We start from the raw sequence: 24,520 nt of genomic DNA, 5'->3' as shown, positions 1-24,520 counted from the left end.
ATGTCCTGGAACAATCGCGTGGTCTGGTCGGAAGGGATGTTCATCACCACCCAGCACTTCCAGCAGCACGACCGCTACCTGGAAAATTTCGTCGACGCCCGCAACCGGCCGCTCAGCGCCGCCGCCTGGGGTTTTTCCGAGCTGTTGGTCGACCAGGGCCTGCTGGCCCAGGGCAAGCTGGCGATCCTCAGCGCCCGTGGCCTGTTGCCGGACGGCACGCCGTTCGATATCCCGCGTGACGACCTGCCGCCTGCGCCGCTGGAAATTCCCGACGACCTGCGCAACGGCGTGATCTACCTGGGCCTGCCGCTCAAGCGCGCCGGTGCCCGCGATACCGTCGACGACGGTGAAACGCCCGACGGCGCGCGCTATGTCAGCCGTATCAGCGAAGTCCGCGACGACAACGCCCCGTTCGAGAACCGCGCGCCGTTGGCCCTGGGCAGCCGCGCCCTGCGCCTGCTGCGCGCCGAGGACGGCCTGAGCGACTATGCCGCACTGGGCGTGGTGCGCATCCGGGAGAAGCGCGCCGACCGTGCCCTGGTGCTGGATGACGGTTACATCCCGCCGCTGCTCGACGTGACCGCCAGCAACCTGCTGTCGGGGTTCCGTGGCGAACTGCTTGGCCTGCTGCACCAGCGCGGCGAGGCTTTGGCCGGGCGCGTGGTGGCTTCGGCCAACGGCGGTGCCTCGGAGATCGCCGACTTCATGCTGCTGCAACTGGTCAACCGCGCCCAGCCGCTGGTCGAGCACCTCAACCAGCTGACGCCGCTGCACCCCGAGCGGCTGTACAGCGAGCTGGTGGCCCTGGCCGGCGAGTTCGCCACCTTCACCCGTGAAGGTCGCCGCCCCGAGGCATATCCTGTGTACCAGCACGACGACCTGGCGGCCACCTTCGCCCCGGTGCTGGCCGCCCTGCGCGAGGCCCTGTCGATGCTGATCGACAGCAAGGCCGTGGCCATCCCGCTGGTCGAGAAGGCCTACGGCATCCATGTCGGCATGCTGGCCGACCGCAGCCTGCTCGACAGCGCCAGCTTCGTCCTGGTGGTGCGCGCCGATGTGCCCAGCGAGACCCTGCGCAGCCGCTTCGGCCAGCAGAGCAAAATCGGCGCGGTGGAGCACATCCGCGACCTGGTCAACCTGCAGTTGCCGGGCATCGGCCTGCTGCCGTTGCCGGTGGCGCCACGGCAGATTCCGTTCCATGCCGGTTCCACCTACTTCGAACTCGACCGGGGGAGCGAACACTGGAAGCAGCTGCAGCATTCCGGTGGTTTCGCCTTTTACGTCGCCGGCGAGTTCCCCGGCCTGAACCTGGCCTTCTGGGCGATTCGGGGGTGATGCCGTGATGCCGGGTGCTCGACTTGAGAATGCCGGGACCGCGTTGCGGTCCTTTCGCGGCACAAGGCCGCTCCTACAGGGGAGCGCGAACGCCTGTAGGAGCGGCCTTGTGCCGCGAAAGGGCCGCAACGCGGCCCCCAATTCCACCCTCTATCCAAGGACCGGAGACTAAGCCGCGATGCAATCGGACGATCCGTTGGCCAATGACCGCACCCAGTTCATGCCGCGCCCCGGTGGCCGAGGCCCGCAACCGGCCGCGCCCGGACCTGCGCAGGCGGCGCCGCCACCGCCCCTGAACGTGCCGGTCGAACCGCTGGCGCCGGGCCAGGCGGCGGGCCTGAACTCGCTGGAGCAGGCGGCCGGCCCGCTGCTGGCGCTGCTCACCCGCCTGCGCAATACCATTGCCCACCCGGCGCCGGCCAGCCTGCGAGCGCAGCTGCTGGCCTACCTGCGCCAGTTCGAGGAGCGCGCCGAGGCCGCCGGGGTCGCGCGCAACGAGGTGCTGCTGGCGCGCTACGCGCTGTGCACCGCGCTCGATGAAGCAGTGCTCAGCACGCCATGGGGTAGCGCCAGCGACTGGGGCAAGCAGAGCCTGCTGATCACCGTGCACAACGAGGCCTGGGGCGGCGAGAAGGTGTTCCAGCTGATGGAGCACTGCCTGCAGAGTCCGCGTGAGCGCCTGCACCTGCTGGAGCTGTTGTACCTGTGCACCAGCCTTGGTTTCGAAGGCCGCTACCGGGTGATGAACGGTGGCCGTGCCCAGCTCGAGGCCCTGCGCGAGCGCACCGCTGCGACTATCCGCAGCGCCCGTGGCGATATCGAGCGCGAGCTTTCGCCGCACTGGCGTGGCGTCACCGTGACCCGTGACCGCCTGGCGCAGTTCGTGCCGCCCTGGGTCGGCCTGGCCCTGGCCCTCGCGCTGTTGTTGCTGGTGCTGTTCGGTCTGCGCCTGAAGCTGGCCGCCGACGCCGAACCGGTGTTCCGTGGCATCCATGCCCTGGGCGAGATCCCGGTGCAGGCCATGGACCGCCCGGTGGTGCAGCCAAAGCCTGTCGAGCGCCCGCGTCTGGCCGGCTTCCTGGCTGAGGACATCAAGGCCGGCCGGGTCGCCGTGGAGGATGCGGTGGACCGCTCGGTGGTGACCATCCGCGGCGACGAGCTGTTCGCCTCGGCCAGCGCCAGCATCAAGGGTGACTTCGAACCGCTCATGCTGCGCATCGCCGAAGCCGTCGCCAAGGTCAAGGGCAACGTGAAAGTCACTGGCCACAGCGACAACCAGCGCATCGCCACGCTGCGCTTCCCGTCCAACTGGGCGTTGTCCCAGGCCCGTGCCGAGGAGGTGAAGAACCTGCTCGCCGCCCGCACCGGCCAGCCCGGGCGTTTCAGCGCCCAGGGCCTGAGCGACACCGAGCCGCTGGCGTCGAACGACAGCGCGCAGGGCCGGGCGAAGAATCGCCGGGTTGAAATCACCGTTCTGGCGGAGGGCGTCGAGTGAAGGCGTTTTTCAGTTTTGTCATTCGCTGGGTGGTCCCGGTGCTGGGCCTGCTCGCCCTCAGCCTGATCATCTGGTTCCTCGGTCCGCTGCTCGATGCGCTGGTGCCGGTCGCGCCGCGCCTGGTGCTGATCGTCCTGCTGTTCGCGGTGTGGATTGCCTACCGCGTGTGGCGCATCGTCCAGGCCCGGCGCCAGGCGGCCAAGGTGATGCAGAGCCTGGCTGCCGAGACCGCGCCTGACCCTGCCGGCGTTGCCACCGCCGAAGAGCTGGCGACCCTGCGCCAGCGCATGGATGAGGCCCTGACGCTGCTGAAGAAGGCGCGCCTGGGCGGTGATGAGCGGCGCAATCTGTACGAGCTGCCGTGGTACGTGATCATCGGTCCGCCCGGCTCGGGCAAGACCACCGCGCTGGTCAACTCCGGCCTGCATTTCCCGCTGGCGGCGCAGCTGGGCGAGGGCGCCATCCGTGGCGTGGGCGGTACGCGCAACTGCGACTGGTGGTTCACCGACCAGGCCGTGCTGCTGGACACCGCCGGCCGCTACACCACCCAGGACAGCCATGCCCAGGTGGACAAGGCGGCCTGGCTGGGCTTTCTCGACCTGCTCAAGACCCAGCGTTCACGTCGGCCCATCGACGGTGCCTTCATCGCCATCAGCCTGTCCGACCTGCTGCTGGGCAGCGACGCCGAGCGCGCCGCCCACGCGGCGGCGATCCGCACCCGCATCCAGGAGCTGTACAGCCAGTTGGGCGTGCGCTTCCCGATCTACCTGATGCTGACCAAGCTCGACCTGGTGCCGGGCTTCATGGAGTTCTTCGACAGCCTGAGCAAGGAAGAGCGCGCCCAGGTGTGGGGCATGACCTTCCCCCTGGATGACGGCCTGCACGGCGATGGCCCGCTGGCCCAGTTCGGCAGCGAGTTCGCCTTGCTCGAGCAGCGCCTCAACCAGCGTCTGGTGGAGCGCCTGCAACAGGAACGCGACCCGGCGCGGCGCGACCTGGTCTACGGTTTCGTCCAGCAGTTCGCCGCCTTGCGCGGCAACCTCAAGACTTTCCTCGACGGCATCTTCAAGCCCAACGCCTTCGAAGCGCGCGCCCTGTTGCGCGGTGTGTACTTCACCAGTGGCACCCAGGAAGGCAGCCCCATCGATCGCCTGATCGGCAGCATGGCCCAGAGCATGGGCCTGGACCGTGCCCACCTGGCGCGGCAGAACGGCACCGGGCGCAGCTATTTCATCGAGAAGCTGTTCAGCGCCGTGGCCTTCGCCGAGCGTGGGCTGGTCGGCAGCAACCCCAAGGTCGAGCAGCGGCGCAAGTGGATCGCTCGCGGCGCCCTGGCCCTGAGCGTGGCCCTGGTGCTGGTGGTCGGCACCTTGTGGACCCTGAGCTACCGGGCCAACCAGCAGTACATCGCCGAGGTCGACGGCCGTCTCAAACCACTGGGCAGGAGCGTGCAGGAGCTGAGCCCGGCCCAGCGCAACGTGGTCGACGTGCTGCCGCTGCTCAACGGCGTGCGCCGCCTGGCCGAGGATCCGCCCGGCTGGGCCGAGGGCCTGGGGTTGTACCAGGGCGACATGCTCGAAGGCGAGTCGGACAGCGTCTACCGCAAGCTGCTGATCGCCATCTTCGCCCCGCGCCTGGTTACCCGCATCGAGGAGCAGCTGTACGCCGGCGGCCCGTCCGACTATCTCTACGAGGGGCTCAAGGCCTACCTGATGCTGGCCGACGGCGAACACTACGACGCCGAGTTCATCAAGGCCTGGGTCACCCTCGACTGGGAGCGCAGCCTGCCCCGCGACCTCGCTCCGGACCTGCGCCAGGCCCTGGAGCAGCACCTGGCGGCGCTGTTCGACAAGCGCCCGCCCAATGCCCGTCTTGACCAGCGCCTGATCGACGACACCCGTCGCCAGCTGCAGCAGCTGCCGGTTGCCCAGCGCGTCTACGATCGGGTCAAGCGCCAGAAGCTGCCGGCCGGGGTCGGCGACTTCCGGGTCAGCGACGCCGCCGGTCGCGACGCCGCGCTGGTGTTCCGCTTCAAGAACGGCAAGCCGCTGAGCGAGCCGCTGCCGGGTATCTTCACCGTCGAGGGCTACCGCAAGGCGTTCCTCGCCGCCAGCCTGGCCCACAGTGAGACCCTGGCCGAGGAGCGCTGGGTGCTGGGCCGTGAGGCCAGCGAATCGGGCGATGCCAAGCGCCTGGCCGACGATGTGCTGCAGCTGTACTACCAGGACTATATCCGTCATTGGGATGCGCTGTTGGCGGACCTGGACTTCGTGCCGATCACCAGCGTCGGCCAGGCCGCCGATGTGCTGCGGGTGCTGTCCGGGCCGACCTCGCCGATGAAGAAACTGCTGCAGGCGGTCGCCAAGGAGACCAACCTGGCGCAGCCGACCACCCTCGACAAGGTCCAGGCCAAGGCCGAGCAGGCCGGTGTCGACCAGCTGCGCCAGCGCCTCGGCGGCCTGCTCGGCGATGCGCCGCTGCCGAGCGACAACCCGGCTGCCCGTGAGGTGGACCCGGTGACCGCGCACTTCGCCGAACTGGCTGCGCTGGTGGAAACCGGCGAAGGGCAGCCTGCGGCCATCGACGGCCTGCTCACCGACCTCAACGCCCTGTACGTGCAGGTCAGTGCCATGGTCGGCGCCAGCGGCGACGCGCTGCTGGGCGAGGCCAAGAACCAGGCCCAGGCCGCCGCGCAGCGTGTCGCCCTGGGCGCCGCGCGCCAGCCCAAGGTGGTGCAGAACCTGGTGGGCTCGGTGCTCGGCTCGACCCACAACATCGTCATGGGCGGCGTGCGCAACCAGCTCAACGCCGCCTGGACCAGCGAAGTGGTGAACGTCTACCGCCAGTCCCTCAGCGGCCGTTATCCGCTGGTGGCTGGCAGCGCGCGGGACGCCACCCTGGAGGACTTCGGCCTGTTCTTCGGCGTCGGCGGGGTGATGGACAACTACTTCCGCAAGTACCTGCAACCCTACGTCAACACCTCGAGCACGCCGTGGAGCTGGCAACCGGGCGCGGCGCAGAAACTGGGGATCAACAGCAACGTGCTGTACACCTTCCAGCGCGCGGCGAGCATCCGCGATGCGTTCTTCCGCAACAGCAACGGTGTGCAGCCGGGCGTGCGTTTCGAGCTCAAGCCGGTGGCGATGGATGCGACCATCACCCAGTTCCTACTTGACCTCGATGGCCAGCAGGTCAGCTACGACCACGGACCGAGCCGGCCGGTGGCGTTGCAGTGGCCGAACCCCAACAGCATCGGCGTGGTGCGCCTGTCGATCTCGCCGCCCTCGGCCACCGGACGTTCCGGCCTGACCGTGGAAGGCCCCTGGGCCTGGTTCCGCCTGCTCGACCAGTCCGACCTGGTGGCCGGCAGCTCGCCGGAACGCTTCAACCTGCGCCTGCGCGTCGATGGCGCCAGCGTGTCCTACGAGCTGCGCGCCAGCAGCGCCTTCAACCCGTTCCGCAGCCGAGTGCTCAGCGGTTTCAGCCTGCCGGAGCACTTGTGAACGACGTGGGTTTCTACGGAAAACTGGCCAGCCGCGGCGACTTCGTCAGCCGCGGCCTTCCAAACAGCTTCATCCAGCCCTGGGACCAGTGGCTGGCGGCGGGGATGCAGGCCAGCCAGCAGGCGCTGGGCGAGCGTTGGCTCGAGGCCTACCTGGTCAGCCCCTTGTGGCGATTCGCCCTGGCGCCGGGGTTGTGCGGGCCCGAGGCGGTCATTGGTGTGCTGATGCCGAGCATCGACCGGGTCGGGCGGTATTTTCCGCTGACCGTGGCCCAGGTGCTGGAGCCGGAGCAGCCGTTGGCGCCTGTGGTGGCCGGGGCCGAGGAGTGGTTTGAGGCGGTCGAGGTGGCATTGCTGGCGACGCTTGAGCCTGGGGCGGCCTTTGAGGGTTTTGAGGCTGCTTTGCAGCCTTTTCGCGGCGCGAGGCCGCTCCTACAGGGACCGCGTGTGACTGTCGGTGGGGTGCAGCGGTTGGATGCGACCACGCCGCAGGGGCGTGCGCTGGCGTTGGCCGAATGCGCCTGTGAGGGCATGAGCCTTTGGTGGGGCAGGGGTTCCGAACGTATCGCCCCGGGGTTGATGCGCTGCGCGGGTCTGCCCCGCAGCGAGGATTTCGCCGGGTTTCTACTGGGTAGCGAGGCGCGGACCGAATGACCGACATGCAGTACACAGCGGCCAGCTACAGCCATGTCGGCATGGTGCGCAAGATCAACGAGGACGCTTGCCTGGAGTTGACCTGGGCTGGCCTGTGGGCGGTGGCCGACGGCATGGGCGGCCATGCGGCGGGCGACTATGTCAGCAGCCTGGCCATGGACAGCCTGCGCAGCCTGCCGATGCTCGACTCGCTCGACGACTTCAGCGGCGAGGTGCGCGATGGCCTGGCCTGGGTCAACGGCATCGTGCGCGAGGAAACCGTGCGCCGCGGCGTGGCAATGATGGGCAGCACGGTGGTGGTGCTGGCGGCGCGTGGCGACCAGGCCATTGGCCTGTGGGCCGGCGACAGTCGCCTGTACCGCCTGCGCGATGGCCGCATCGAGCGCCTCAGCCATGACCACAGCTACGTCCAGGAGCTGCAGGACAGCGGCCTGCTCAACGAGGCCGAGGCGCGGGTGCACCCGCGCGGCAACATCGTCACCCGCGCCATCGGCGTCGAGGACGACCTCGACCTGCAGGCCGTGGCCCTGCAGGTGCGGCCCGGCGACACCTACCTGCTGTGCAGCGATGGCCTGAACAAGACCGCCGAGGACCACGAGATCGCCGAAGTGCTCGGCCACGCCGACCCTTACGAGGTGGTCCGCAGCCTGGTGCACCTGGGGCTGACCCGTGGCGCGCCGGACAACATCACCGCTGTGGTCGTCAAGGTGAACTGAAGACAACATGGACATGCAGATCCCCGGATTCGACATCGATCGCGAGCTTGGCCAGGGCGCCATGGCCAGCGTGTACCTCGCCACCCAGCGTTCCCTGGAACGCAAGGTGGCGCTGAAGATCATGGCTGCGAGCCTGGCCGCCGACCCGACCTTCTGCGAGCGCTTCCTGCGCGAAGGACGCACCCTGGCGCGGCTGGCGCACCCGAACATCGCCACCATCCACGACATCGGCAATGTCGGCGAGCTGTACTACATGGCCATGGAGTACCTGCCCAGCGGCACGCTCAAGGAGCGCATCGCCGATGGGCTGACGCCCGAGCAGGGCCTCGCCTACGTGCGCCAGATCGCCCAGGCGCTGGGTTATGCCCATGCCCAGGGCCTGGTGCACCGCGACGTCAAGCCGGCCAACATCCTGTTCCGCGCCGACGGCACTGCGGTGCTGTCGGACTTCGGCATCGCCAAGTCACTGGATGACCGCACCCAGTTCACCCAGGCCGGCTTCGCCGTCGGCACGCCGAGCTACATGAGCCCGGAACAGGCGCGCGGCATGGAGATCGACGGCCGCGCCGACCTGTATGCGCTGGGCGTGGTGCTCTACGAGATCCTGGTCGGCAAGCTGCCGTACAGCGGCACCGACGCGCTGTCCACGGCGCTGGCGCACCTGACCGAGCCGCTGCCGGAACTGCCCATCGAGCACGGCCGCTACCAGGACATCCTGCGTGGCCTGCTGGCCAAGGATCCCAACGAGCGCTTTGCCGACGCGGCGGCGTTGCTGGCCGCGCTGGACCGCCTGACGGTGCAGGTACCGGTCGAGGACAACGACAGCACATTGGTCCGCCCGCTGCCGCTCCCGCCGCCAGCCATCCCGCAACCGGTGTCCATCGACATTCCGCAGGCCCTTCCCGTGGGCGAGCCTGCCCGGCGGCCCGAACCCAAGCCCGCGCCCGTCGTGAAGTCCGGATCGAACAAACCGGCCAAGGCCGTGCTGGCGGTGGCGATCGCGGCGGCGCTGGGTTTGGGGGGCGCTTTCTTCTGGCTGCTCGGCGGCAGTGACGCGCCCGCGCCTGAAACGCCGGTGGCGCAGACGCCCGCCACCAGCGTGGCCCCCGCCGAACCCAAGATCACGCCTGTTGCCGCTTCGGACGATGGCCGTCCATTGCTGATGCCCGGCAAGAAGACCCTGTTCCAGCGTGTGCTGACCAAGCCCGACGCCCAGCTGGTGGCCGAGCCCGGCGATGCCTCGGGCGAGAAACTGCCGGCCTTCTCCGTGCTCTACGTCTACCAGCGCAAGGATGTCGGCGGCCAGGCCTGGGTCCAGGTCGGCGCCGCCAGCGACGGCCAGCGCGATGGCTGGCTGCCGGCCGCGCAGACCAGCGACTGGAAACAGAGCCTGGTGCTCAAGTTCACCGAGCGCTCGGGCCGCTCGCCGGTGATGTTCATGCGCCAGGTGGACGATGTGCAGCACCTGCTCGACGACACCGCCCAGGCCCGCGACAGCCTGCTCAAGGCACAGAACCACCCCGACCAGGTGCCGCAGGTGGTGGCCCTGGAGCCGACGGCCAGCGCCGTGCCGCAGAACCAGTTCTACCTGATGCCGATCTTCGACTACCGCGAAAGCTTCGACGTCGGCGGCCAGCCGGTGCAGTTGCTCAACATCGCCTCGATCGACCCCGGCGCCAGTGCCCGCGACAGCGCGCCCAAGGCGGCCGGCGTGGCGGCGGTCGGCGACAACAGCTTCCGCACCGGCATCGTCCTGGTGGTGGACACCTCGGTGTCCATGCAGCCCTATATCGACCGTGTGCGCCAGGTGGTCAGCGAGCTGCAGCAGCAACTGGCGGCCCGGGGCGAGCTGGACAGCGTCAGCTTCGGCCTGGTGGGGTTTCGCAACAGCGTCAAGCGCACCCCGGGCCTCGAGTACCTGAGCAAGACCCTGGTCAGCCTGGAGGAGGGCCGGGATCCGGCGCGCTTCCTCAAGGCCGCCTCGCAGGTCAGGGCCACCAGCGTTTCCAGCCATTCGTTCAACGAGGACGCCTTCGCCGGGGTGATGCAGGCCGTCGAGGGCATGGACTGGTCCGGCTACGGTGGACGCCTCATCCTGCTGGTCAGCGATGCCGGCGCACTGCGCAAGAATGACCCATTCAGCAGCACCCAGATGAACGAGGCCGAAGTGCGCCAGGCGGCGCTGAGCAAGCAGATCAAGATCTACGCCCTGCACCTGCGCACCCCGGCCGGGGTGAAGAACCACGGCGCGGCCGAAAGCCAGTACCGCGTGCTCACTGCCGACAGCAACCCGCAGATCGGCGATCTCTACGTCGGCGTGCCGGGGGGCGAGGTCGGCGCGTTCGGCGAGCGCGTGCGCGAGATTGGCTCGACCTTCGCCGAGCTGGTGCACCAGGTGCGCAACCGGCAACCACAGCCGGTGCCGCTGCTGACCTCGGCCTCGGGGCTGGCGGCCAAGTCCCAGGCCATCGGCTACGCCATGCACATGGACTTCCTTGGCCGTCATGGCGCCAGCCAGGCGCCGCAGCTGGTCAGCGCCTGGACCGCCGACCGCGACCTGACCAACCCGACGCTGCCGACCCTGCAGGTGTGCGTGATGCTCACCAAGCTGCAGCTCAACGACCTGCAGCAGTCGCTCAAGCTGATCGTCGATGCCGCGCGCAAGACCCGCAGCTCGCCGGGCGATTTCTTCAACGAGATCGCCAGCGCCAGCGCCTACATGAGCCGCGACCCCGGCGCCCTGCGCAAGGGCGCCAACCTGGCCCAGGGCGGGGTGCTCGGCGAGTACCTCGATGGCCTGCCGTACCGCAGCAAGTCCCTGAGCATGACCCAGGACCTGTGGCTGTCGCTGTCGGTGGCCGAGCAGGAGGACTTCATCGACGAGCTGGACTCGAAGATCCGCCTGTACGAGACCTTCCACAACGACATGGCCAACTGGGTGCGCTTCGGAAAAGCCGAGCCGGGTGACGCCCTGTACCGTGTCCCGCTGTCGACGTTGCCGTGATGATCCGCCTGGACGGGGTGCGCAAGACGCGCGGGCAGGGTGCCCAGCGTTACAGCCTGCAGGTCGACCGGCTGCACCTGGCCGTGGGTGAGCGGGTGGCGCTGGTCGGCCCCAGCGGCTGCGGCAAGAGCACCTTGCTCGACCTGCTGGCGCTGGTGCTGGCGCCGGATGCGGCAGAGGGTTTCGTCCTTGGCGGCGAGGATGTCGCCGGGCTGTGGCGCGGCCGACAGCTCGACCGCCTGGCCAGCTGGCGTAGTCGGCACCTCGGCTACGTGCTGCAGGCGGGCGGGCTGCTGGGCTTTCTCGATGTGCGCGGCAACATCCGTCTGCCGCGCCAATTGCTGGGGCTCGACGATGACGGCAGCGTCGAGCGCCTGGCCGAAGCGCTGGACGTGCACGATCAACTGGGCAAGAAACCCGCCGCCCTGTCCCTTGGCCAGCGCCAGCGGGTCAGCTGCGCCCGTGCCCTGGTCCATGCCCCGACGCTGCTGCTGGCCGACGAGCCGACCGCAGCACTTGACCCGGTCAACGCCGAGCGGGTGATGCAGCTGTTGCTGCGCGAGGCCGAAGCGCGCCAGGTGACCTGCGTGGTCGCCACCCACGACGAAGGCCTGGCCCGCCAGGCCGGGCTGACGGTGCTGCGCATGGCCTGCCGGCGCGAGGCCGACGGCGGCGTCACGGCAACCCTGGAGAGGGCCGCCTGATGCGCCCGCTGCTGATCGCCGGGCTGGCCTGGCAGGACTACCGCAACGATGCGCGGCTGTCGGCGTGCGGCGTGCTGGCGCTGGTGGCGGTGATCGCGCCGCTGCTGGTGCTGTTCGGCCTGAAGTTCGGCCTGGTCGGCAGTCTGACCGAGCGCCTGCAGCGCGACCCGGGCGTGCGCGAGATCATTCCCCTGGGCGGTGGACGCTTTCGCGCCGAGTTCATCGACGAACTGGCACAGCGTCCGGGAGTGGCCTTCGCCATCCCGCGTACCCGACAGATCGCCGCCACCGCCGAACTGCTGTTGCCCGCCCACGGGCGTGGCCTGACGGTTGAAATGCTGCCCACCGCAGAGGGCGATCCCTTGCTGGCGCAGGTCGCTCCTCCGGCGGGGCTGCAACAGGTGGTGCTGAGCTTTACCGCCGCGGAAAAGCTCGGCGCCAGGGCCGGAGACGAGCTGCAGGCCAGCTTCAGCCGCCAGCAGGCCGGGCAGATGCAATGGCGCCAGACGCGCCTGCAGGTCCTCAGCGTGTTGCCCCTGGCCGCGTTCGAGCGCGATGGCCTGTTCGCATCGTTGCAGTTGCTCGAGGCTGTCGAAGACTACCGCGATGGCCGCGCGGTGCCGGCACTGGAGTGGCAGGGCGAGGCGCAGGGCAGCGTGGCGCAACGTGTGTACCCGGCATTTCGTCTGTACGCCCGCGAACTGACCGACGTCGAGCCGCTGCGCCAGTTCTTCGCCGAACGCAAGCTGCTGGTCTCGACCCAGGCCGCACAGATCGCCCAGGTGCAGTCGCTCAGCCGCAACCTCGACCTGGTGTTCTGGATCATCGCCAGCCTGGCCGTGGCCGGCGCCGTGGCGGCCATCGCCGCGGGCGCGGTGGCGGCGGTGGAGCGCAAGCAGCGCGAGCTGGCGGTGCTGCGCCTGCTGGGCTTCGGCACCGCCGCGTTGCTGCTGTTCGTTGTGCTCCAGGCGCTCTACAGCGGCCTTTTGGCTGCCGCCGTGGCGGGGTTGTTGTACCTGCTGGCCGAGCACGGCCTGAACCGACTTTTCATGCAGGTGCCCGGCGAGTTCGCCAGCCACCTGCTGCCCATGCACTACCTCGTTGCGTTGTGTGCCGTGCTGCTGGCCAGCACTGCCGCCGCCGCCCTGGGCGGCTGGCGGGTGGCGCGCATCGAGGCCTGCCAAGGAATACGTGATGTCTGATCGCCGCCTCGGGGCTGCCGCCCTGATCCTCACCGCGCTGAGCCTGGGAGCCTGCTCCCCGGCCGATGGCGACGACACGGCCAAGCCGGCCGGGCAGCCCCAGGCCGGGGCCGACAGCAAGTTCGACAATCCCAAGCCGTTGCCGGGCGATGTCAGCCTGCCGCTGCCTTGTGGCGGCGAACTGGTGCTGCGCAGCGTCTACGTATTGGCCCAGGGCAGCCTCGATGACCGCGAGGTCAACCTCGGTTACCCGTTCAGCGAAGGCGAGGCCGGCTACAAGCAGTCATTCATCTCCGGTTACCGACGCGATTTCATCAACGGCCAGTTCAGCCTGCAGGACCTGGCGCCGCAGTGGCAGAAGGCGGTCGGCCCGAGCCTGCCGAAGGTTGACAAAGGCAGCCCGCTTACGCCGATGATGTACTTCATCGGCAAGTACGAAGTGACCGCCCGCCAGTACGCCCAGGTGATGGCCCAGGCGCCGTCGCTGGCCGGCGGCGACGCGGCGCCGGCCTGCGAGGCGAGCAACGACGCGGCGGGCCGCCTGCCCAAGGTCAAGCTGTCGCGCTTCGAGGCCGAACGTTTCGCCGCCGTCTACAGTGCCTGGCTGATGAAGCACCATCGCGACCTGCTGCCGGTCAGTGGCCGTGGCAGCAAGGCCGAGGACGGTGGCACCGGTTTCGTGCGCCTGCCCACCGAAGTGGAGTGGGAGTTCGCCGCCCGTGGCGGTTCGGCGGTCAGCCGCCAGGAGCTGGAAGGGCGCCTGTTCCCGCGCAAGGTCGAAGGTGCCGACAGTGAAGGGCCGCTGGCCGACTTCGCGGTGTTCAACCAGGTCGCCGGTGGCACCGGGCAGGCGGCGCGGCTGATGCCGATCGGTACCAGGCAGCCCAACCCGCTGGGCTTGTTCGATGTGATCGGCAACGCCGCCGAGATGGTCCAGGAGTCGTTCCAGCTGGTCAACGCCGGGCGTCTGCAGGGTGCCTACGGTGGTTTCGTGGTCAAGGGCGGCAACTACCTCGAGGGCGAGGGCACCCTGTTCACCGGCATGCGCCGCGAATACCCGCTGTTCGGCGCCGACGGCACCGAGCAGCGCAACGAGACTACTGGCTTTCGCGTAGCCATCGGCGCCCTGTCGGCGCCGCGTTCGCGCTACCAGGAGCTTTTCGAGCAGTGGCAGAAGGAAGGCCGGCTGGCCGGCCTGACCGACGACATCGACGCCGCCCAGGACCCGACCAAGCGCCTGGACAGTATCATCGCCGCCGCCACCGACCCGCGCCAGCAGGCCGAGCTCGGCCTGGTCAACGAAGAGCTCAAGCGCAACGTCTCGCTGATCGCCCGTCAGCGTGAAGAGGCCGCCGGCAACCTGATCCAGTCCGCCGCCCTGGTGGCCGAGACCGTCAACAACTACAACATCCGCCTGACCAACCTGCAGGCCACCCAGGCCAAGGCCGAGGCCTCGGGCGACCAGACCAGCGCGCGCATGTACGGCGCCGCCATCTCCAATGGCCGCGCCGCCCTCGACGGCGCCGTCGCGATCTACATCGACAACCTGGCCAGCGGCACGCGCTACACCGACGCGGTGATCCAGGCGCAGTTCCAGCGGGTCAAGGAAGAACTCAATCGCAAGCCGGTCCTGGGCAACAGCCTGGTGACCCGCGCCACCCTGTTCGTCCGCCACGTCGGGGAGTACCGCCAGAACCGGCGGGCCGATCCGGCGACGATCCTCAAGGAGCTGCTGGCATCGGCCGCCCCGCGACCCTAAGGACAGCTTCGACAGAAAGGACTCCCGGGTGGCACGAAGCCCCCGGATACCGAGAAACCCAAGAAGAGAAACCAGACCATGTTCACCCGCAAACCCCTGATCACTGCATCCCAGGCCCGTACCGCGCTGCTGCTGGCAGCCGGTTTCAGCACCGTGCTGTTGAGCGGTTGCGCCAGCTCGCCCGTGTCCAAGGTCGGCGCCACGACCAAGGTCGAGTACTACCCCAACTGCTACGAGCCCGTGCAGCACCTGCGCTCCACCGACGGTGACATGACCCGCTCGGTCGCCACCGGCGCGCTGCTCGGCGCGGTCGGCGGTGCCCTGACCGGCGCCCTGGTCGACAAGGAAAACCGTGGTCGCAACGCCGCCATCGGTGCCGCCGGTGGCGCCCTGGTCGGTGGCGCGGCCGGTTATTACACCGAGCGTCAGAAGCAGATCAGCGACGACAAGCAGCGCATCGCCTCGTACGCCACCGATATCGACAAGAGCGCCGCTGACCTGGACCGCACCACGGCCTACGCCAAGTCGTCGCAGTCCTGCTACCAGCGCGAGTTCGCCAGCCTGATCCAGAACCGCAAGTCTGGCCGCATCAACGACACCGAGGGGCGCAAGCGCCTGGCCGAGATCGTCGCCGGCCTGCAGGAGTCGAACAACCTGCTGACCACTGTGAACGGGCGTCTGGGTGAAAACCTGAACAACTACACCCAGGCCTACGAGCAGGACCTCAAGCAGGTTGGCGTCGCGCGCACCGACGTGGTTGCCGTGGCCGAGCCGCCGAAAGTGGCGACCACCGGCAAGAAGAAGGACGTGAAGAAGGTCCAGCCGGCCAAGAAGGTGACCAAGGACGTGCCGCAGGAAGCCGTGGCCACCGAGAAGACCCTGCAGAACGCCAACGGCAAGAAAGCCGAGGCCCAGCAGGTGGCCAAGGCCGGTACCGACCAGGTTAACGCCATGTGCCGCAACCCGGACATGGGTGACTGGGCGCCGGTGCCGTGCCCGAACGTGTGATCCGTTAAAGCCGCTCGCCGACCTGTGTAGGAGCGGGCTTGCCCCGCGATTGCGATGGTGAATGTACCGGCGCAATCGCGGGCAAGCCCACTCCCACAGAGAACGCGATACAGCTGCTGTTTGTGTAAGGAAACCACCCCGTGACAGATCTTCTGGTCAACTCCCTGGCCAACAACTCCCAGTTCCTCGCACGCCAGCGCATCCAGGGGCGGATCAACCTGCCGCAGATGTTCGCGGCCATCGACGCTGATCCGCGTATCGTCGGTGCTGGTGTGGTGTACATCGACGCCGACTACAACGTCGTCACCCTGCGTGAGTTCCAGCCGATCTGCAGTATCCGTCCCAAGCGCGTGATCCTGCGCGAGATCAAGAAATACCAGACCCCTGACCAGTACACCCAGCAATTGCAGCACAATCCGCGCGAGTCGCGGGTGGTCAAGGAGGCGGTCAACACGACCCTCTCTTGTGCAGGCGCGGTGATCGGCTGGTTCGTGGTGTTCAGTGGCACTATTGCCGCGCCCTTTTCCGGTGGCACCAGCCTGGTGCTGACCTACATCGGTGGCGCCGCAGCCACCGCCAGCAGCATTCAGTGCGGTATCGGTGTGATGCGCACGGTACGCGAAGTGACCAATCCGGCGGCCAACGATGCCCTCGATGAAAGCGAGTGGTACCAGGCCGCCTCGAAGGTGCTTGATGGCGTCTCGCTGCTGGGTGTCGGCGCGTCGGGCCTGAGCACGTTGAAGTATCTGCAGGTGCACAAGGCCGCGACCGGGCGTAGCTGGCTGGAGTTGTCCAGGAGTCTCAGCCGTCAGCAGCGCAAGGCGCTGACCGACGAGCTGCTGTCTATCAGGCATCCGAGCCTGACGGCCAAGCAGATCAAGTTGCGGCAGGCGGCAGGGACCATGACCAAGCGCTACACCCCGACCGAGATCAGCCACGCCACGAAGACCCTGATGCGTGACTCGCTCGGCGCTACCTTCGGCCTGGCTGGCAGTGCCACGGTACAGAGCATCGCCGTGGGGCTTTACGAGGAGGTCGAGTAACGATGAAACCTGCAGCGTTCCAGACCTTCATGCGCCGTTACTTTCCGACGTTCTTGCTGGGCTTTTTCATTTGCCTCATGTCGACGGCGTTGTCAGCGACCCTGTGGATTGACAGTCACTGGCGCAATCATCCGGACAATCCGTCGTTCACCATGATATCCAGCGCAGTGCTGGTCTTGCTGCTGTGCGCCGGGCATTTCGCGATGGTCCGGGGCTTCACTTGGGCTGTATGGGTGGTGCTCCCTGTGCCGACTGTCGCTTTGCTGATGGCGTTGAGCTTGCTCGGTAGTGGTGTGAATGCTGTCTTGCTGGCAATCCTGCTGGCGCTGCCATTACTCGCGCTGCTGGTGTTCAACAGCCAGCGGCATCGGGAGATGCGGCGGCAATTGGTGGCGTTGCGCATGGCGCGGCGCTAGCTATCGCGGGGCAAGCCCGCTCCCACGCGGGTGATGCTTATAACGTTGTTCCCTGCGCGACAGCGCAGCTTGAAGGGCTGGGTAATCTCCTACAAGGACGGTCCTGTACTGATCTGGTGGGAGCGGGCTGGCCCTGTGATCGGATTACAAGTCCGCCACCAGGGCTTCCAGTTGCTCCTGTCGCTCGGTTTGGCTGACTCGCGCCCCGGTATTGAGCGTGGACCACTGCGGATGCGCCCGGGCCTTGCGCAGCGCCTCGGGCAGCTTGCCCTCGCGCCAGCCCTTGTCGTCCGCGGGCGCCAGGCGAATGCTGTCCTGCGCTGCGTGGCCTCGCCCTTCCAGGGCGGTGATCAACTGCTGCTGACGCAACGCCAGCAGGCGCAGCACGGCGTCATCCACCGTCAACTCACGCTGGCCCTTGAGCTTGCCCATCAGGCGCGAGCCGTAGTTGCGCGCGGTCTGCAAGGCGCCGCCGGCGATGGCGCCCGCGAGCGCGGCGGCGCCCAGGGTCAGGCCGCCCACCAACAGGTCCACGCCCGCGCCCGCCGCGGCACCGGCCGCCACGCCGCTGCCCAGGCGCACGCCGAGCAGCTTCAGGGTCTCCGGGTTGAACAGGTCGTCGCCCCAGCGGCCGTCAAGCAGCGGCAGGTCACCGGCATTGGCGTCCTCGCGGCGGAACGCATAGAGCTTGAGCAGCGCCTCGACACAGCGCTGTTCGCGCTGGCGCACATCCTGGCGCAGGGCTTCGATGGCCCGCGCCTCGGCGGCAGGCTCCGCCTCGACGCTGCGCCGGCAGGCGGCGCAATCGAGCAGCAGCTCGGCGACCAGGCGCTTGCTGCTGTGGCGGCGGGCCAGGCGTTGGGCCTGTTGGTCGTCGATCAGCCGTTGCAGCGCCGGGCGGGCATCTTCCAGCAGCAGTGCCAGGCTTTCGTAGAGGCGGCGCTCGCCGTCCTCGGGTGGGGCCACGCTGTCGAAACGCACCAGCGCATGCAGGCCCAGGCGCGCCAAGGCCTCGCGCCATTCGGGCTCGCGGTGCTGGCTGCTGGCGACGAAGTTGAGCACCGGCAGCAGCGGCTTGCCGCAACCGGCCAGCACTTCCAGTTCGTCGCGGTACTTGGCCAGCACCGGTTCGCGGGCGTCGATCACATAGAGGCCGGCGTTGCTCGCCAGCAGCTGGCGCAGCACCTTGGCTTCCTGTTCGAAGCGCTGGCGCGCCTCGCTACCCTGGAGAAAACGCTCCAGGCAGGCTGGGCCGTCCAGGCGCTCGCCCGGACGCTCGAGGCGCTCCAGGTAGTCGAGCAGGGCGATGGCGTCTTCCAGACCAGGGGTGTCGTACAGCTCCAGCAACGGCTCACCGTCCACCGACAGGCGTGCGCCTTCCACATGGCGGGTGGTGCTGGGTCGGTGCGAGACCTCGCCGAAGCCGACGTCGCGGGTCAGGGTGCGCAGCAGCGAGGTCTTGCCGACGTTGGTGTGGCCGACCACGGCCAGTTTCAGCGGCTCAGTCATGGCCATGCTCCAGCCAGGTCACGGGCGAAGTGTCGGCGTGGGCCAGGCCCAGACGGTCGAGGGCTTCGTGCCAGTCGCCCAGGCGTGCCGCGTCCAGGGCCTGGCCCGGTTGTGCCTGCAGCAGCCAGATGCGGGTGGCGCCGGCATTGCGCGCCAGCTCGGCGAGCAACGCCAGGCTGCCGCGATCCGGCGAGCGGCGCGGGTCGCAGGCGATGGCCAGGCGCGCCGGAGGGAAGCGGCTCAGTTGCTCGAGCAGTTTGTTGCGTGATTCGCGGCTGTCGAGCACGCCGGCGTGGGTGACCGACCGGGGCAGGGTGGGTGGCCATGGGCGCTGGTCGTCCAGCTCCAGGCCGACCAGCAAGGCGCCGCTACTGCCGCTTTCCAGCTGGCCTGCTTCGAAGCGCGGCAGGGTGTCGGGGGCGGGGTCTTGCACGCCGATGCGTTCGCTGCGCGGCATCAGCGCGTCGCGCAGCTGGGCGTAGCCGGGCAGGTTGAGGTCCAGCGCCAGCCGCTCGCGGCCCTGGCGCCAGCGCCACAGGCACAGCGCGGCCAGCGCCAGGCGCGGCAGCAGGCCGAAGACCAGCACCACGCCGAGCAGCCAGCTGGCCCAGGCCTGGCGGGCCAGGTCGAGTGCCGGCAGGGTGTCGCCGCTGGCGCGGATCATCGCCTCGTCCGGCACGGCGAAACCGAGCAGCGAGGGCAGGGCGCCAAGGGCCTGGGTCAGGGTGATGAACGGTTCTGCGGCGAGCAGCGTGGTTTCCCAGACGAACCCGTAGCGCCGGGTCGCCAGCAGGGCCAGGAGCATGCCCAGCGCGGCGAGCATCGCCAGCAGCCACAAGCCATGTACCAGCAAACCGAGCAACCAGCGGTTCAGGCGCTGGCGCTGCAACAGCACCAGCAGCGCCGGGGCCAGTTGCGCGGCCTTGGCGTCACGGGCCAGGCGCTCGCTCAGCCACAGCCACAGGCGGCCCAGCGCTGCGCCTTGCTCGCCGGCGAAAAAGAAGCCCACGGTCCAGCCGAAGAGCAGTATGAGGTTAAGCCCAAGCAAGCTGCCCAGGGCCCAGAATACGTTCACCGGGCGCTGCCCGTCGCCCAGGGCCGCCAGGCCCAGGCCGGCGCCGCTGAGCACGGCCAGGACCATCAGCGCCAGCAACGCCAGGCGCGCGCCCTGCTTCCAGTGGCGCAGTGCCGTGTCCATGCCGTCGCGTTCGGCCAGCCACAGGGCGCGGGCCTCGATGCGCGTGGCCAGGTCGCCGCCTTGCTGGCGGGCGCGACGGTTGGCTTCCTGGTCCTCCAGGGGACCGGCGTGTTCCTCGCGCAGGCGCACCGCTTCGGTGAGCCAGCGCTTGTCGAGTGGAGTCGGTGCCGTCACAAGCTCTTCCATTGCACAGGTCAGGGGAGAAGCATAACCCACGCGCCCGGTGCTATCCTCGCCGGCATGAACACATCACTCCCCCTCAGCCTGATCGCGGCGCTCGCCGAGAACCGTGTGATCGGCATCGACAACTCCATGCCCTGGCACCTGCCGGGGGATTTCAAGTACTTCAAGGCCACCACCCTGGGCAAGCCGATCATCATGGGGCGCAAGACCTGGGATTCGCTGGGCCGGCCGCTGCCGGGGCGGTTGAATATCGTCGTCAGCCGTCAGTCCGGGCTGCAACTGGAAGGTGCCGAGGTGTTCGCTTCGCTGGAGGAAGCCCTGGTGCGTGCCGAGCAGTGGGCGCGGGAGCAGGGCGTCGGCGAGCTGATGCTGATCGGTGGCGCGCAGCTGTATGGGCAGGCGCTGGATAAAGGGCTGGTGAGCCGGATGTACCTGACCCGGGTGGAGCTGTCGCCGGAGGGCGATGCCTGGTTCCCAGCGTTCGATCGCGGACAGTGGCAACTGAGCTCGAGTGAGCCGCAACCTGCCGAGGGGCAGGGGCCGGTTTATCACTTCGAAGTCTGGGACAAGGTCTGAAAACCTGGGGCTGCTGCGCAGCCCATCGCGGGGCAAGCCCGCTCCTACAGGTTTGCGCTGGGCGGCCGTGGTGAAGCGCGGTAGTTACAATTGCGAACAAATATCATCTTCTGCTAGCGTTCGCTCCTCTTGAGACTCAGAGCCAGGATGTGCCGTGTCTTCGTGGAACAAGCAGATCGCCCGGTTGTTCACCGAGCACAAGAAGGCCCTCGAGGCGTTCGTTGCACGGCGCACCGGCAGCACCCAGGTGGCCGCCGACCTGACCCAGGAGTCCTTCCTGCGTCTGGCGCGGCTGCCCGCCGACAAGCAGATCGACAACCTGCCGGCCTTCCTCTTCACGATTGCCAGCAACCTGGTGCGCGATCATCAGCGCCAGGCCATTCGCCGCGAGCGCCTGGATGGCGGCGAGCCCAGCGAGGAGCTGGCCAGTGACACACCCGGTGCCGAAGACCAGCTGGCCGCGCAGCAGGAACAGGCGCTGATGCAGGCGGCGATCCAGGCACTACCCGAGGCGACCCGGCACATCTTCCTGCTCTATCATGTTGACGGTTGCACCTACCGCGAGATCGGCGAGCGCCTGCAGGTCACGCCACGCAGCGTCGAGTACCAGCTGCGGCGGGCGTTGCTCGACTGCCGTGCCTTCATCCAGGCTCGGCTGGCCGGTGACGCGAGGGGGCAACGTCCATGAGCCGTCATCCCGAGAGTGCGACCGATCCCATGAGCGACCTGCCCGAAAGCGAGCGCCTGTTCGCCGAAGCCACGGCCTGGTATTACCGCCTGCACGCCGAGGACGTCACCCTGGCCGAACGCCAGGCGTTCGCCGTCTGGCGGGCGCAGGGGCAGGCTCATGCCAAGGCCTGGGAGGAAGTGCTCGACCTGCTGGGCGCCCTGCAAGCCCCGGCCAGGCGCCTGCGCGAGCAGCAGCAGACCGCCTGGCGTGCTCCCCGGCGGCGCACTTGGCCCAAGCTGGCGAGTGCTGCCGCGGCCGTGCTGCTGCTGGGAGTTCTGGTCGTCCAAACACCCTGGCCAGACCGCTGGCGCGCCGATTACGCCACCACCACTGGCGAGACGCGCAGCTTGCAGCTGGAGGACGGCTCGCGGATCCAGCTCAACACCGACAGCGCCCTGCAGGTCGAGCTGGCTGCGGACGAGCGGCGTGTCCGTTTGTTGCGCGGCGAGGCCTGGTTCGAGGTGACCCGCGACCCGGCCCGGCCGTTCGTGGTGCGGGCCGGCGAGGGCTGGGTGCGGGTGGTCGGCACGCGTTTCAGCGTCGCCGAGGCGGATGGACAGACCCGTGTGCAACTGGCCCAGGGCAAGGTCGAGGTCCGTGCCGGCGCCGGCCAGGGCGTGTTCCTCGAGCCCGGGCAGGCGGTGGAGTACACGGCCAGCGGGCCGGGTGTGGTGCATGGCTTCGAGCCTGGACGGGCTTTCGCCTGGCGTGAGCGGCAACTGGTGTTCAGCCAGCAGCCTTTGGGCGCAGTGGTTGCCGAGCTCAACCGCTACTGGCCCGGGCAGACCCTGGTGCTGGGCGACGGCCTGCGCCAGCGCAAGGTTTCCGGGGTGTTCGACATCGACAAGCCGGATGCCGTGCTCAAGGCCCTGACCCACACCTTGGGCGTGCGCGCCGAACAGTACACGGCCTACCTGCGCATCCTTCGTGAAGGCTGACTGAAAATATTTTCGGGGATTCCCGCTCGACCGACGTCCTTGATTTCGTAGGCGCAAATAATAAGCACTCTCAGACAGTGCCGCGCCAGTCGATGACTTGAATGATCTCGGGGAGCCTCACTGATGAAAACCACCGCCACTCGGGCCGTGCTCGGCCTTGCCATCGCGCTTGGCAGCACCGCGCTGCCCGGACCTGGACAGGCCCAGGCCCAGGCCGCCGCCCAGGCGCAGGTCTACCGTTTCGACATTCCGGCGCAGTCGCTGGACTCGGCCCTGGCGGCCTTCAGTGCGGTCACACGGATCCAGGTCCTGGTACCGGGCGAATTCACCCAGGGTCTGCGCTCATCGGGGCTGAGCGGCAGTTATCCACAGGACCAGGCGCTGGCCCGCCTGCTTCAGGGCACCGGCCTGAGCGCCGCCTACATCGACGGTGACAGCGTCACCCTGGAGCGCCAGCGCACCTCGGGCGACAACCCACTGCAACTGGGTGCGGTGAAGATCGACAGCAGCCAGCTGGGCGCCACCACCGAAGGTTCGGGTTCCTACACCACGGGTGCGCTGACCATCGGCAAGGGCGAGCAGAAGCTCAAGGATATCCCGCAGTCGGTCTCGGTGATGACCCGCCAACGCCTGGACGACCAGAACATGAACAGCCTGCAAGATGCCATGCGGCAGGTGACCGGCACCACGATCAAGAGCTACAACACCGGCTCCAACCTCAATGACGTGTACATGCGCGGCTTCCCGGTCGACATGGTGCAGGTCGATGGTGTCACCCAGCCCACCGGGCAGGGCGACATGGCCACGGCCTTCGACCTGGCGATGTACGACCGCGTCGAAGTGCTGCGCGGGCCGTCCGGCCTGTATCAGGGCGCGGGCGAGCCCGGCGGCACCATCAACCTGGTGCGCAAGCGCGCGCTGGGGCAGTTCGCCCTGTCCGGCGAGCTGTCGGCGGGCACCTATGACCGCTACCACTCCACGGTGGATGTCACCGGGCCGCTGAACAGCGACGGCAGCCTGCGCGGGCGCTTCATCACCGCCTACGAGAACAACCAGGCCTTCGTCGACTACGCCCAGAACGAGCGCCCGATGATGTACGGGCGCCTGGAATACGACCTGTCGCCGGCCACCACCCTGACCCTGGGCGGCGCCTACCAGCGCAACAAGTCGGTGCCCGCGTTCGGCCTGCCGGCCTACGACAGCGGCAAGCTGCTCGACGTCAAGCGCTCGACCTTCGTCGACGCCAAGTGGAACGAACTGGACGAGCGGGTCTGGGAAAGCTTCTTCGAGGTCGATCATGCGCTGGACGACGGCGGCCAGTTCAAGACTTCGTTGACCTACCGCGACGCCGAGACGCCAACGCGCGACTTCACCTGGACCGATGGTTCGGTGAACCCCGAGACCGGTGCCAGCTCGGCGGTGGCCTACAACTACTACACCCACATCAAGACCCTGGGCCTGGACAGCTTCGTGACGCGACCGTTCGAGGCGTTCGGGCGCACCCACGAGCTGACGGTGGGTGCCGACTACCAGCATGTGGACAAGGATTTCCGCTACGGTGGCCGGGAGTGGTTCGACATCAACGTGTTCGACCCGGGCAGCATCGACATCCCCAGGATCGATTACGTGATGGACAACGGCAACTCGTCCAAGTCGAACCAGTACGGGCTGTATGCTCGTACCAAGGTCAGTGCCAACGACTGGCTGGACGTGATCCTCGGCAGCCGGGTGATCTGGTTCGACAGCGATGGCCACAACGCCAACCCGTTCTTCAACGAATTCTCCGACCCACACAGTAGCGTTCGGCGCAAGGTGATCCCCTACGGTGCGCTGGTCGCCAAGCTCACCCCAGAGCTGTCGGCGTATGCCAGCTACACGACCGTCTACAAGCCGCAGACGCAGATGGCCGGCGGCAACAGCACGGTGGAGCCGCGCGAGGGCAAGCAGTACGAGCTGGGCCTGAAGCGCGAGTTCTTCGACGGTCGCCTGAACGGCAGCATGTCGGTGTTTCGCATCTACGACGAGAATCGCGCCCAGCAGATCGGCCAGACGCCGTTCTACGAGGCCCAGGCCAAGGTGCGCAGCCAGGGTTGGGAAACCGAGCTGTCCGGCAACCTGACCGACAACTGGAGCGTCAGCACCGGCTACGCCTTCACGCGGCTGGAGTCGGGGCGCCAGGCCGACTATCAGGGCATCAGCATCACGCCCAAGCACAACTTCAACGTGTGGACGCGCTATGCGTTCGCCGATGGGCCGCTGGAAGGGTTCAGTGTCGGTGGCGGCGTGCGGGTGGTCAGTTCCACCTACTACACGCGCAATGGCGTGGACTTCGTCCAGGGCGGCTACAGCGTGGCCACGGCGCAGGTGGGGTATCGCTTCAACAAGCATCTGTCGGCGACGCTGACCGCCAACAACCTGTTCGACCGGGTGTACTACGAGCGTGTGGACAGTGCGTGGGGCTCGAACTTCTATGGCGAGCCGCGCAACTTCACGTTGTCGTTGCGGGCGGCGTACTGAGCCTGGATCGCCGGGGCTGCTTTGCAGCCCT

General features: G+C 68.2%; 18 protein-coding genes. 16 read left to right on the top strand and 2 right to left on the bottom strand.

The genetic code is table 11. The features are described from left to right. The 12 genes from tssK (at position 1) to POF53_RS03520 (ending at position 16,838) form a co-directional block, all read left to right on the top strand. Positions 1 to 1,335 carry a type VI secretion system baseplate subunit TssK gene (tssK, locus tag POF53_RS03575; RefSeq protein WP_203648699.1) on the top strand — a complete coding sequence of 445 codons (1,335 nt, stop codon included), beginning with the start codon at positions 1 to 3 and terminating at the stop codon, positions 1,333 to 1,335. 178 nt (positions 1,336 to 1,513) lie between these two features. Further along, positions 1,514 to 2,830, top strand: coding sequence for a DotU family type VI secretion system protein (locus POF53_RS03570; RefSeq protein ID WP_498966402.1), 1,317 nt, complete (start codon positions 1,514 to 1,516; stop codon positions 2,828 to 2,830). Next, a complete protein-coding gene (gene tssM, locus POF53_RS03565; protein WP_498966400.1) occupies positions 2,827 to 6,333 on the top strand; it encodes a type VI secretion system membrane subunit TssM in 3,507 nt (1,168 codons plus the stop codon). Before POF53_RS03570 ends, tssM begins: the two co-directional genes overlap by 4 nt. Further along, entirely contained in the window at positions 6,330 to 6,986 is a 657-nt protein-coding gene (tagF, locus tag POF53_RS03560; protein WP_232854856.1) for a type VI secretion system-associated protein TagF, read from the top strand. Before tssM ends, tagF begins: the two co-directional genes overlap by 4 nt. Next, on the top strand, positions 6,983 to 7,702 hold the full coding sequence (locus POF53_RS03555) for a PP2C family protein-serine/threonine phosphatase (protein ID WP_050703375.1): 720 nt from the start codon (positions 6,983 to 6,985) through the stop codon (positions 7,700 to 7,702). Before tagF ends, POF53_RS03555 begins: the two co-directional genes overlap by 4 nt. A gap of 7 nt (positions 7,703 to 7,709) precedes the next feature. Next, positions 7,710 to 10,706 carry a serine/threonine-protein kinase gene (locus tag POF53_RS03550; protein WP_498966397.1) on the top strand — a complete coding sequence of 999 codons (2,997 nt, stop codon included), beginning with the start codon at positions 7,710 to 7,712 and terminating at the stop codon, positions 10,704 to 10,706. Continuing rightward, on the top strand, positions 10,706 to 11,410 hold the full coding sequence (locus POF53_RS03545; RefSeq protein ID WP_475860379.1) for an ABC transporter ATP-binding protein: 705 nt from the start codon (positions 10,706 to 10,708) through the stop codon (positions 11,408 to 11,410). The genes POF53_RS03550 and POF53_RS03545 overlap by 1 nt, the downstream gene beginning before the upstream one ends. Then, entirely contained in the window at positions 11,410 to 12,612 is a 1,203-nt protein-coding gene (locus POF53_RS03540; protein ID WP_498966394.1) for an FtsX-like permease family protein, read from the top strand. Before POF53_RS03545 ends, POF53_RS03540 begins: the two co-directional genes overlap by 1 nt. Continuing rightward, positions 12,605 to 14,371: a formylglycine-generating enzyme family protein gene (locus tag POF53_RS03535; RefSeq protein ID WP_498966392.1), complete on the top strand. Its 1,767-nt coding sequence runs from the start codon at positions 12,605 to 12,607 to the stop codon at positions 14,369 to 14,371. The genes POF53_RS03540 and POF53_RS03535 overlap by 8 nt, the downstream gene beginning before the upstream one ends. 78 nt (positions 14,372 to 14,449) lie before the next feature. Then, positions 14,450 to 15,379: a type VI secretion system-associated lipoprotein TagQ gene (gene tagQ / locus POF53_RS03530; protein ID WP_198742332.1), complete on the top strand. Its 930-nt coding sequence runs from the start codon at positions 14,450 to 14,452 to the stop codon at positions 15,377 to 15,379. Positions 15,380 to 15,519: 140 nt separating this feature from the next. Next, the gene (ssp4, locus tag POF53_RS03525) at positions 15,520 to 16,422 is read left to right on the top strand and encodes an Ssp4 family T6SS effector (protein ID WP_110735424.1); all 903 of its coding nucleotides are present in this window, start codon (positions 15,520 to 15,522) and stop codon (positions 16,420 to 16,422) included. 2 nt (positions 16,423 to 16,424) lie between these two features. After that, entirely contained in the window at positions 16,425 to 16,838 is a 414-nt protein-coding gene (locus POF53_RS03520) for a hypothetical protein (protein WP_498966389.1), read from the top strand. 144 nt (positions 16,839 to 16,982) lie between these two features. Here POF53_RS03520 and POF53_RS03515 read toward each other — a convergent pair whose 3' ends face one another. Both POF53_RS03515 and POF53_RS03510 read right to left on the bottom strand, forming a co-directional pair. Then, positions 16,983 to 18,347, bottom strand: coding sequence for a GTPase/DUF3482 domain-containing protein (locus POF53_RS03515; RefSeq protein WP_498966386.1), 1,365 nt, complete (start codon positions 18,345 to 18,347; stop codon positions 16,983 to 16,985). Further along, a complete protein-coding gene (locus tag POF53_RS03510) occupies positions 18,340 to 19,719 on the bottom strand; it encodes a DUF2868 domain-containing protein (protein ID WP_498966384.1) in 1,380 nt (459 codons plus the stop codon). The genes POF53_RS03515 and POF53_RS03510 overlap by 8 nt, the downstream gene beginning before the upstream one ends. 66 nt (positions 19,720 to 19,785) lie before the next feature. Here POF53_RS03510 and POF53_RS03505 point away from each other — a divergent pair, with 66 nt between their 5' ends. From POF53_RS03505 to POF53_RS03490, 4 genes are all read left to right on the top strand, one after another. Next, complete coding sequence (locus POF53_RS03505; RefSeq protein ID WP_110735414.1) at positions 19,786 to 20,304, top strand: dihydrofolate reductase; 519 nt, start codon at positions 19,786 to 19,788, stop codon at positions 20,302 to 20,304. 154 nt (positions 20,305 to 20,458) lie between these two features. Continuing rightward, positions 20,459 to 20,992, top strand: coding sequence for an RNA polymerase sigma factor (locus POF53_RS03500; protein WP_232854864.1), 534 nt, complete (start codon positions 20,459 to 20,461; stop codon positions 20,990 to 20,992). After that, the gene (locus POF53_RS03495) at positions 20,989 to 21,972 is read left to right on the top strand and encodes a FecR family protein (protein ID WP_232854865.1); all 984 of its coding nucleotides are present in this window, start codon (positions 20,989 to 20,991) and stop codon (positions 21,970 to 21,972) included. Before POF53_RS03500 ends, POF53_RS03495 begins: the two co-directional genes overlap by 4 nt. A 123-nt stretch (positions 21,973 to 22,095) precedes the next feature. After that, positions 22,096 to 24,489: a TonB-dependent siderophore receptor gene (locus POF53_RS03490; protein WP_254465092.1), complete on the top strand. Its 2,394-nt coding sequence runs from the start codon at positions 22,096 to 22,098 to the stop codon at positions 24,487 to 24,489. Positions 24,490 to 24,520 lie beyond the last annotated feature (31 nt).

It is taken from the genome of Mitsuaria sp. RG (assembly GCF_028369275.1).
Taxonomy (GTDB): Bacteria; Pseudomonadota; Gammaproteobacteria; order Pseudomonadales; family Pseudomonadaceae; genus Aquipseudomonas; species Aquipseudomonas peradeniyensis.
Note: the sequence above shows the minus strand (reverse complement) of the source record. Positions and strands in the feature narration are given on the sequence as shown.

Excerpts from the sequence above, each read along its gene's own strand:
- POF53_RS03535 (WP_498966392.1), top strand. The coding sequence starts at position 12,605 with ATGTCTGATCGCCGCCTCGGGGCTGCCGCCCTGATCCTCACCGCGCTG.
- POF53_RS03490 (WP_254465092.1), top strand. The coding sequence starts at position 22,096 with ATGAAAACCACCGCCACTCGGGCCGTGCTCGGCCTTGCCATCGCGCTT.
- POF53_RS03495 (WP_232854865.1), top strand. The coding sequence starts at position 20,989 with ATGAGCCGTCATCCCGAGAGTGCGACCGATCCCATGAGCGACCTGCCC.
- POF53_RS03555 (WP_050703375.1), top strand. The coding sequence starts at position 6,983 with ATGACCGACATGCAGTACACAGCGGCCAGCTACAGCCATGTCGGCATG.
- tagQ (WP_198742332.1), top strand. The coding sequence starts at position 14,450 with ATGTTCACCCGCAAACCCCTGATCACTGCATCCCAGGCCCGTACCGCG.
- POF53_RS03520 (WP_498966389.1), top strand. The coding sequence starts at position 16,425 with ATGAAACCTGCAGCGTTCCAGACCTTCATGCGCCGTTACTTTCCGACG.
- POF53_RS03515 (WP_498966386.1), bottom strand. The coding sequence starts at position 18,347 with ATGACTGAGCCGCTGAAACTGGCCGTGGTCGGCCACACCAACGTCGGC.
- POF53_RS03545 (WP_475860379.1), top strand. The coding sequence starts at position 10,706 with ATGATCCGCCTGGACGGGGTGCGCAAGACGCGCGGGCAGGGTGCCCAG.
- POF53_RS03570 (WP_498966402.1), top strand. The coding sequence starts at position 1,514 with ATGCAATCGGACGATCCGTTGGCCAATGACCGCACCCAGTTCATGCCG.
- POF53_RS03505 (WP_110735414.1), top strand. The coding sequence starts at position 19,786 with ATGAACACATCACTCCCCCTCAGCCTGATCGCGGCGCTCGCCGAGAAC.
- POF53_RS03550 (WP_498966397.1), top strand. The coding sequence starts at position 7,710 with ATGGACATGCAGATCCCCGGATTCGACATCGATCGCGAGCTTGGCCAG.
- tssK (WP_203648699.1), top strand. The coding sequence starts at position 1 with ATGTCCTGGAACAATCGCGTGGTCTGGTCGGAAGGGATGTTCATCACC.
- POF53_RS03540 (WP_498966394.1), top strand. The coding sequence starts at position 11,410 with ATGCGCCCGCTGCTGATCGCCGGGCTGGCCTGGCAGGACTACCGCAAC.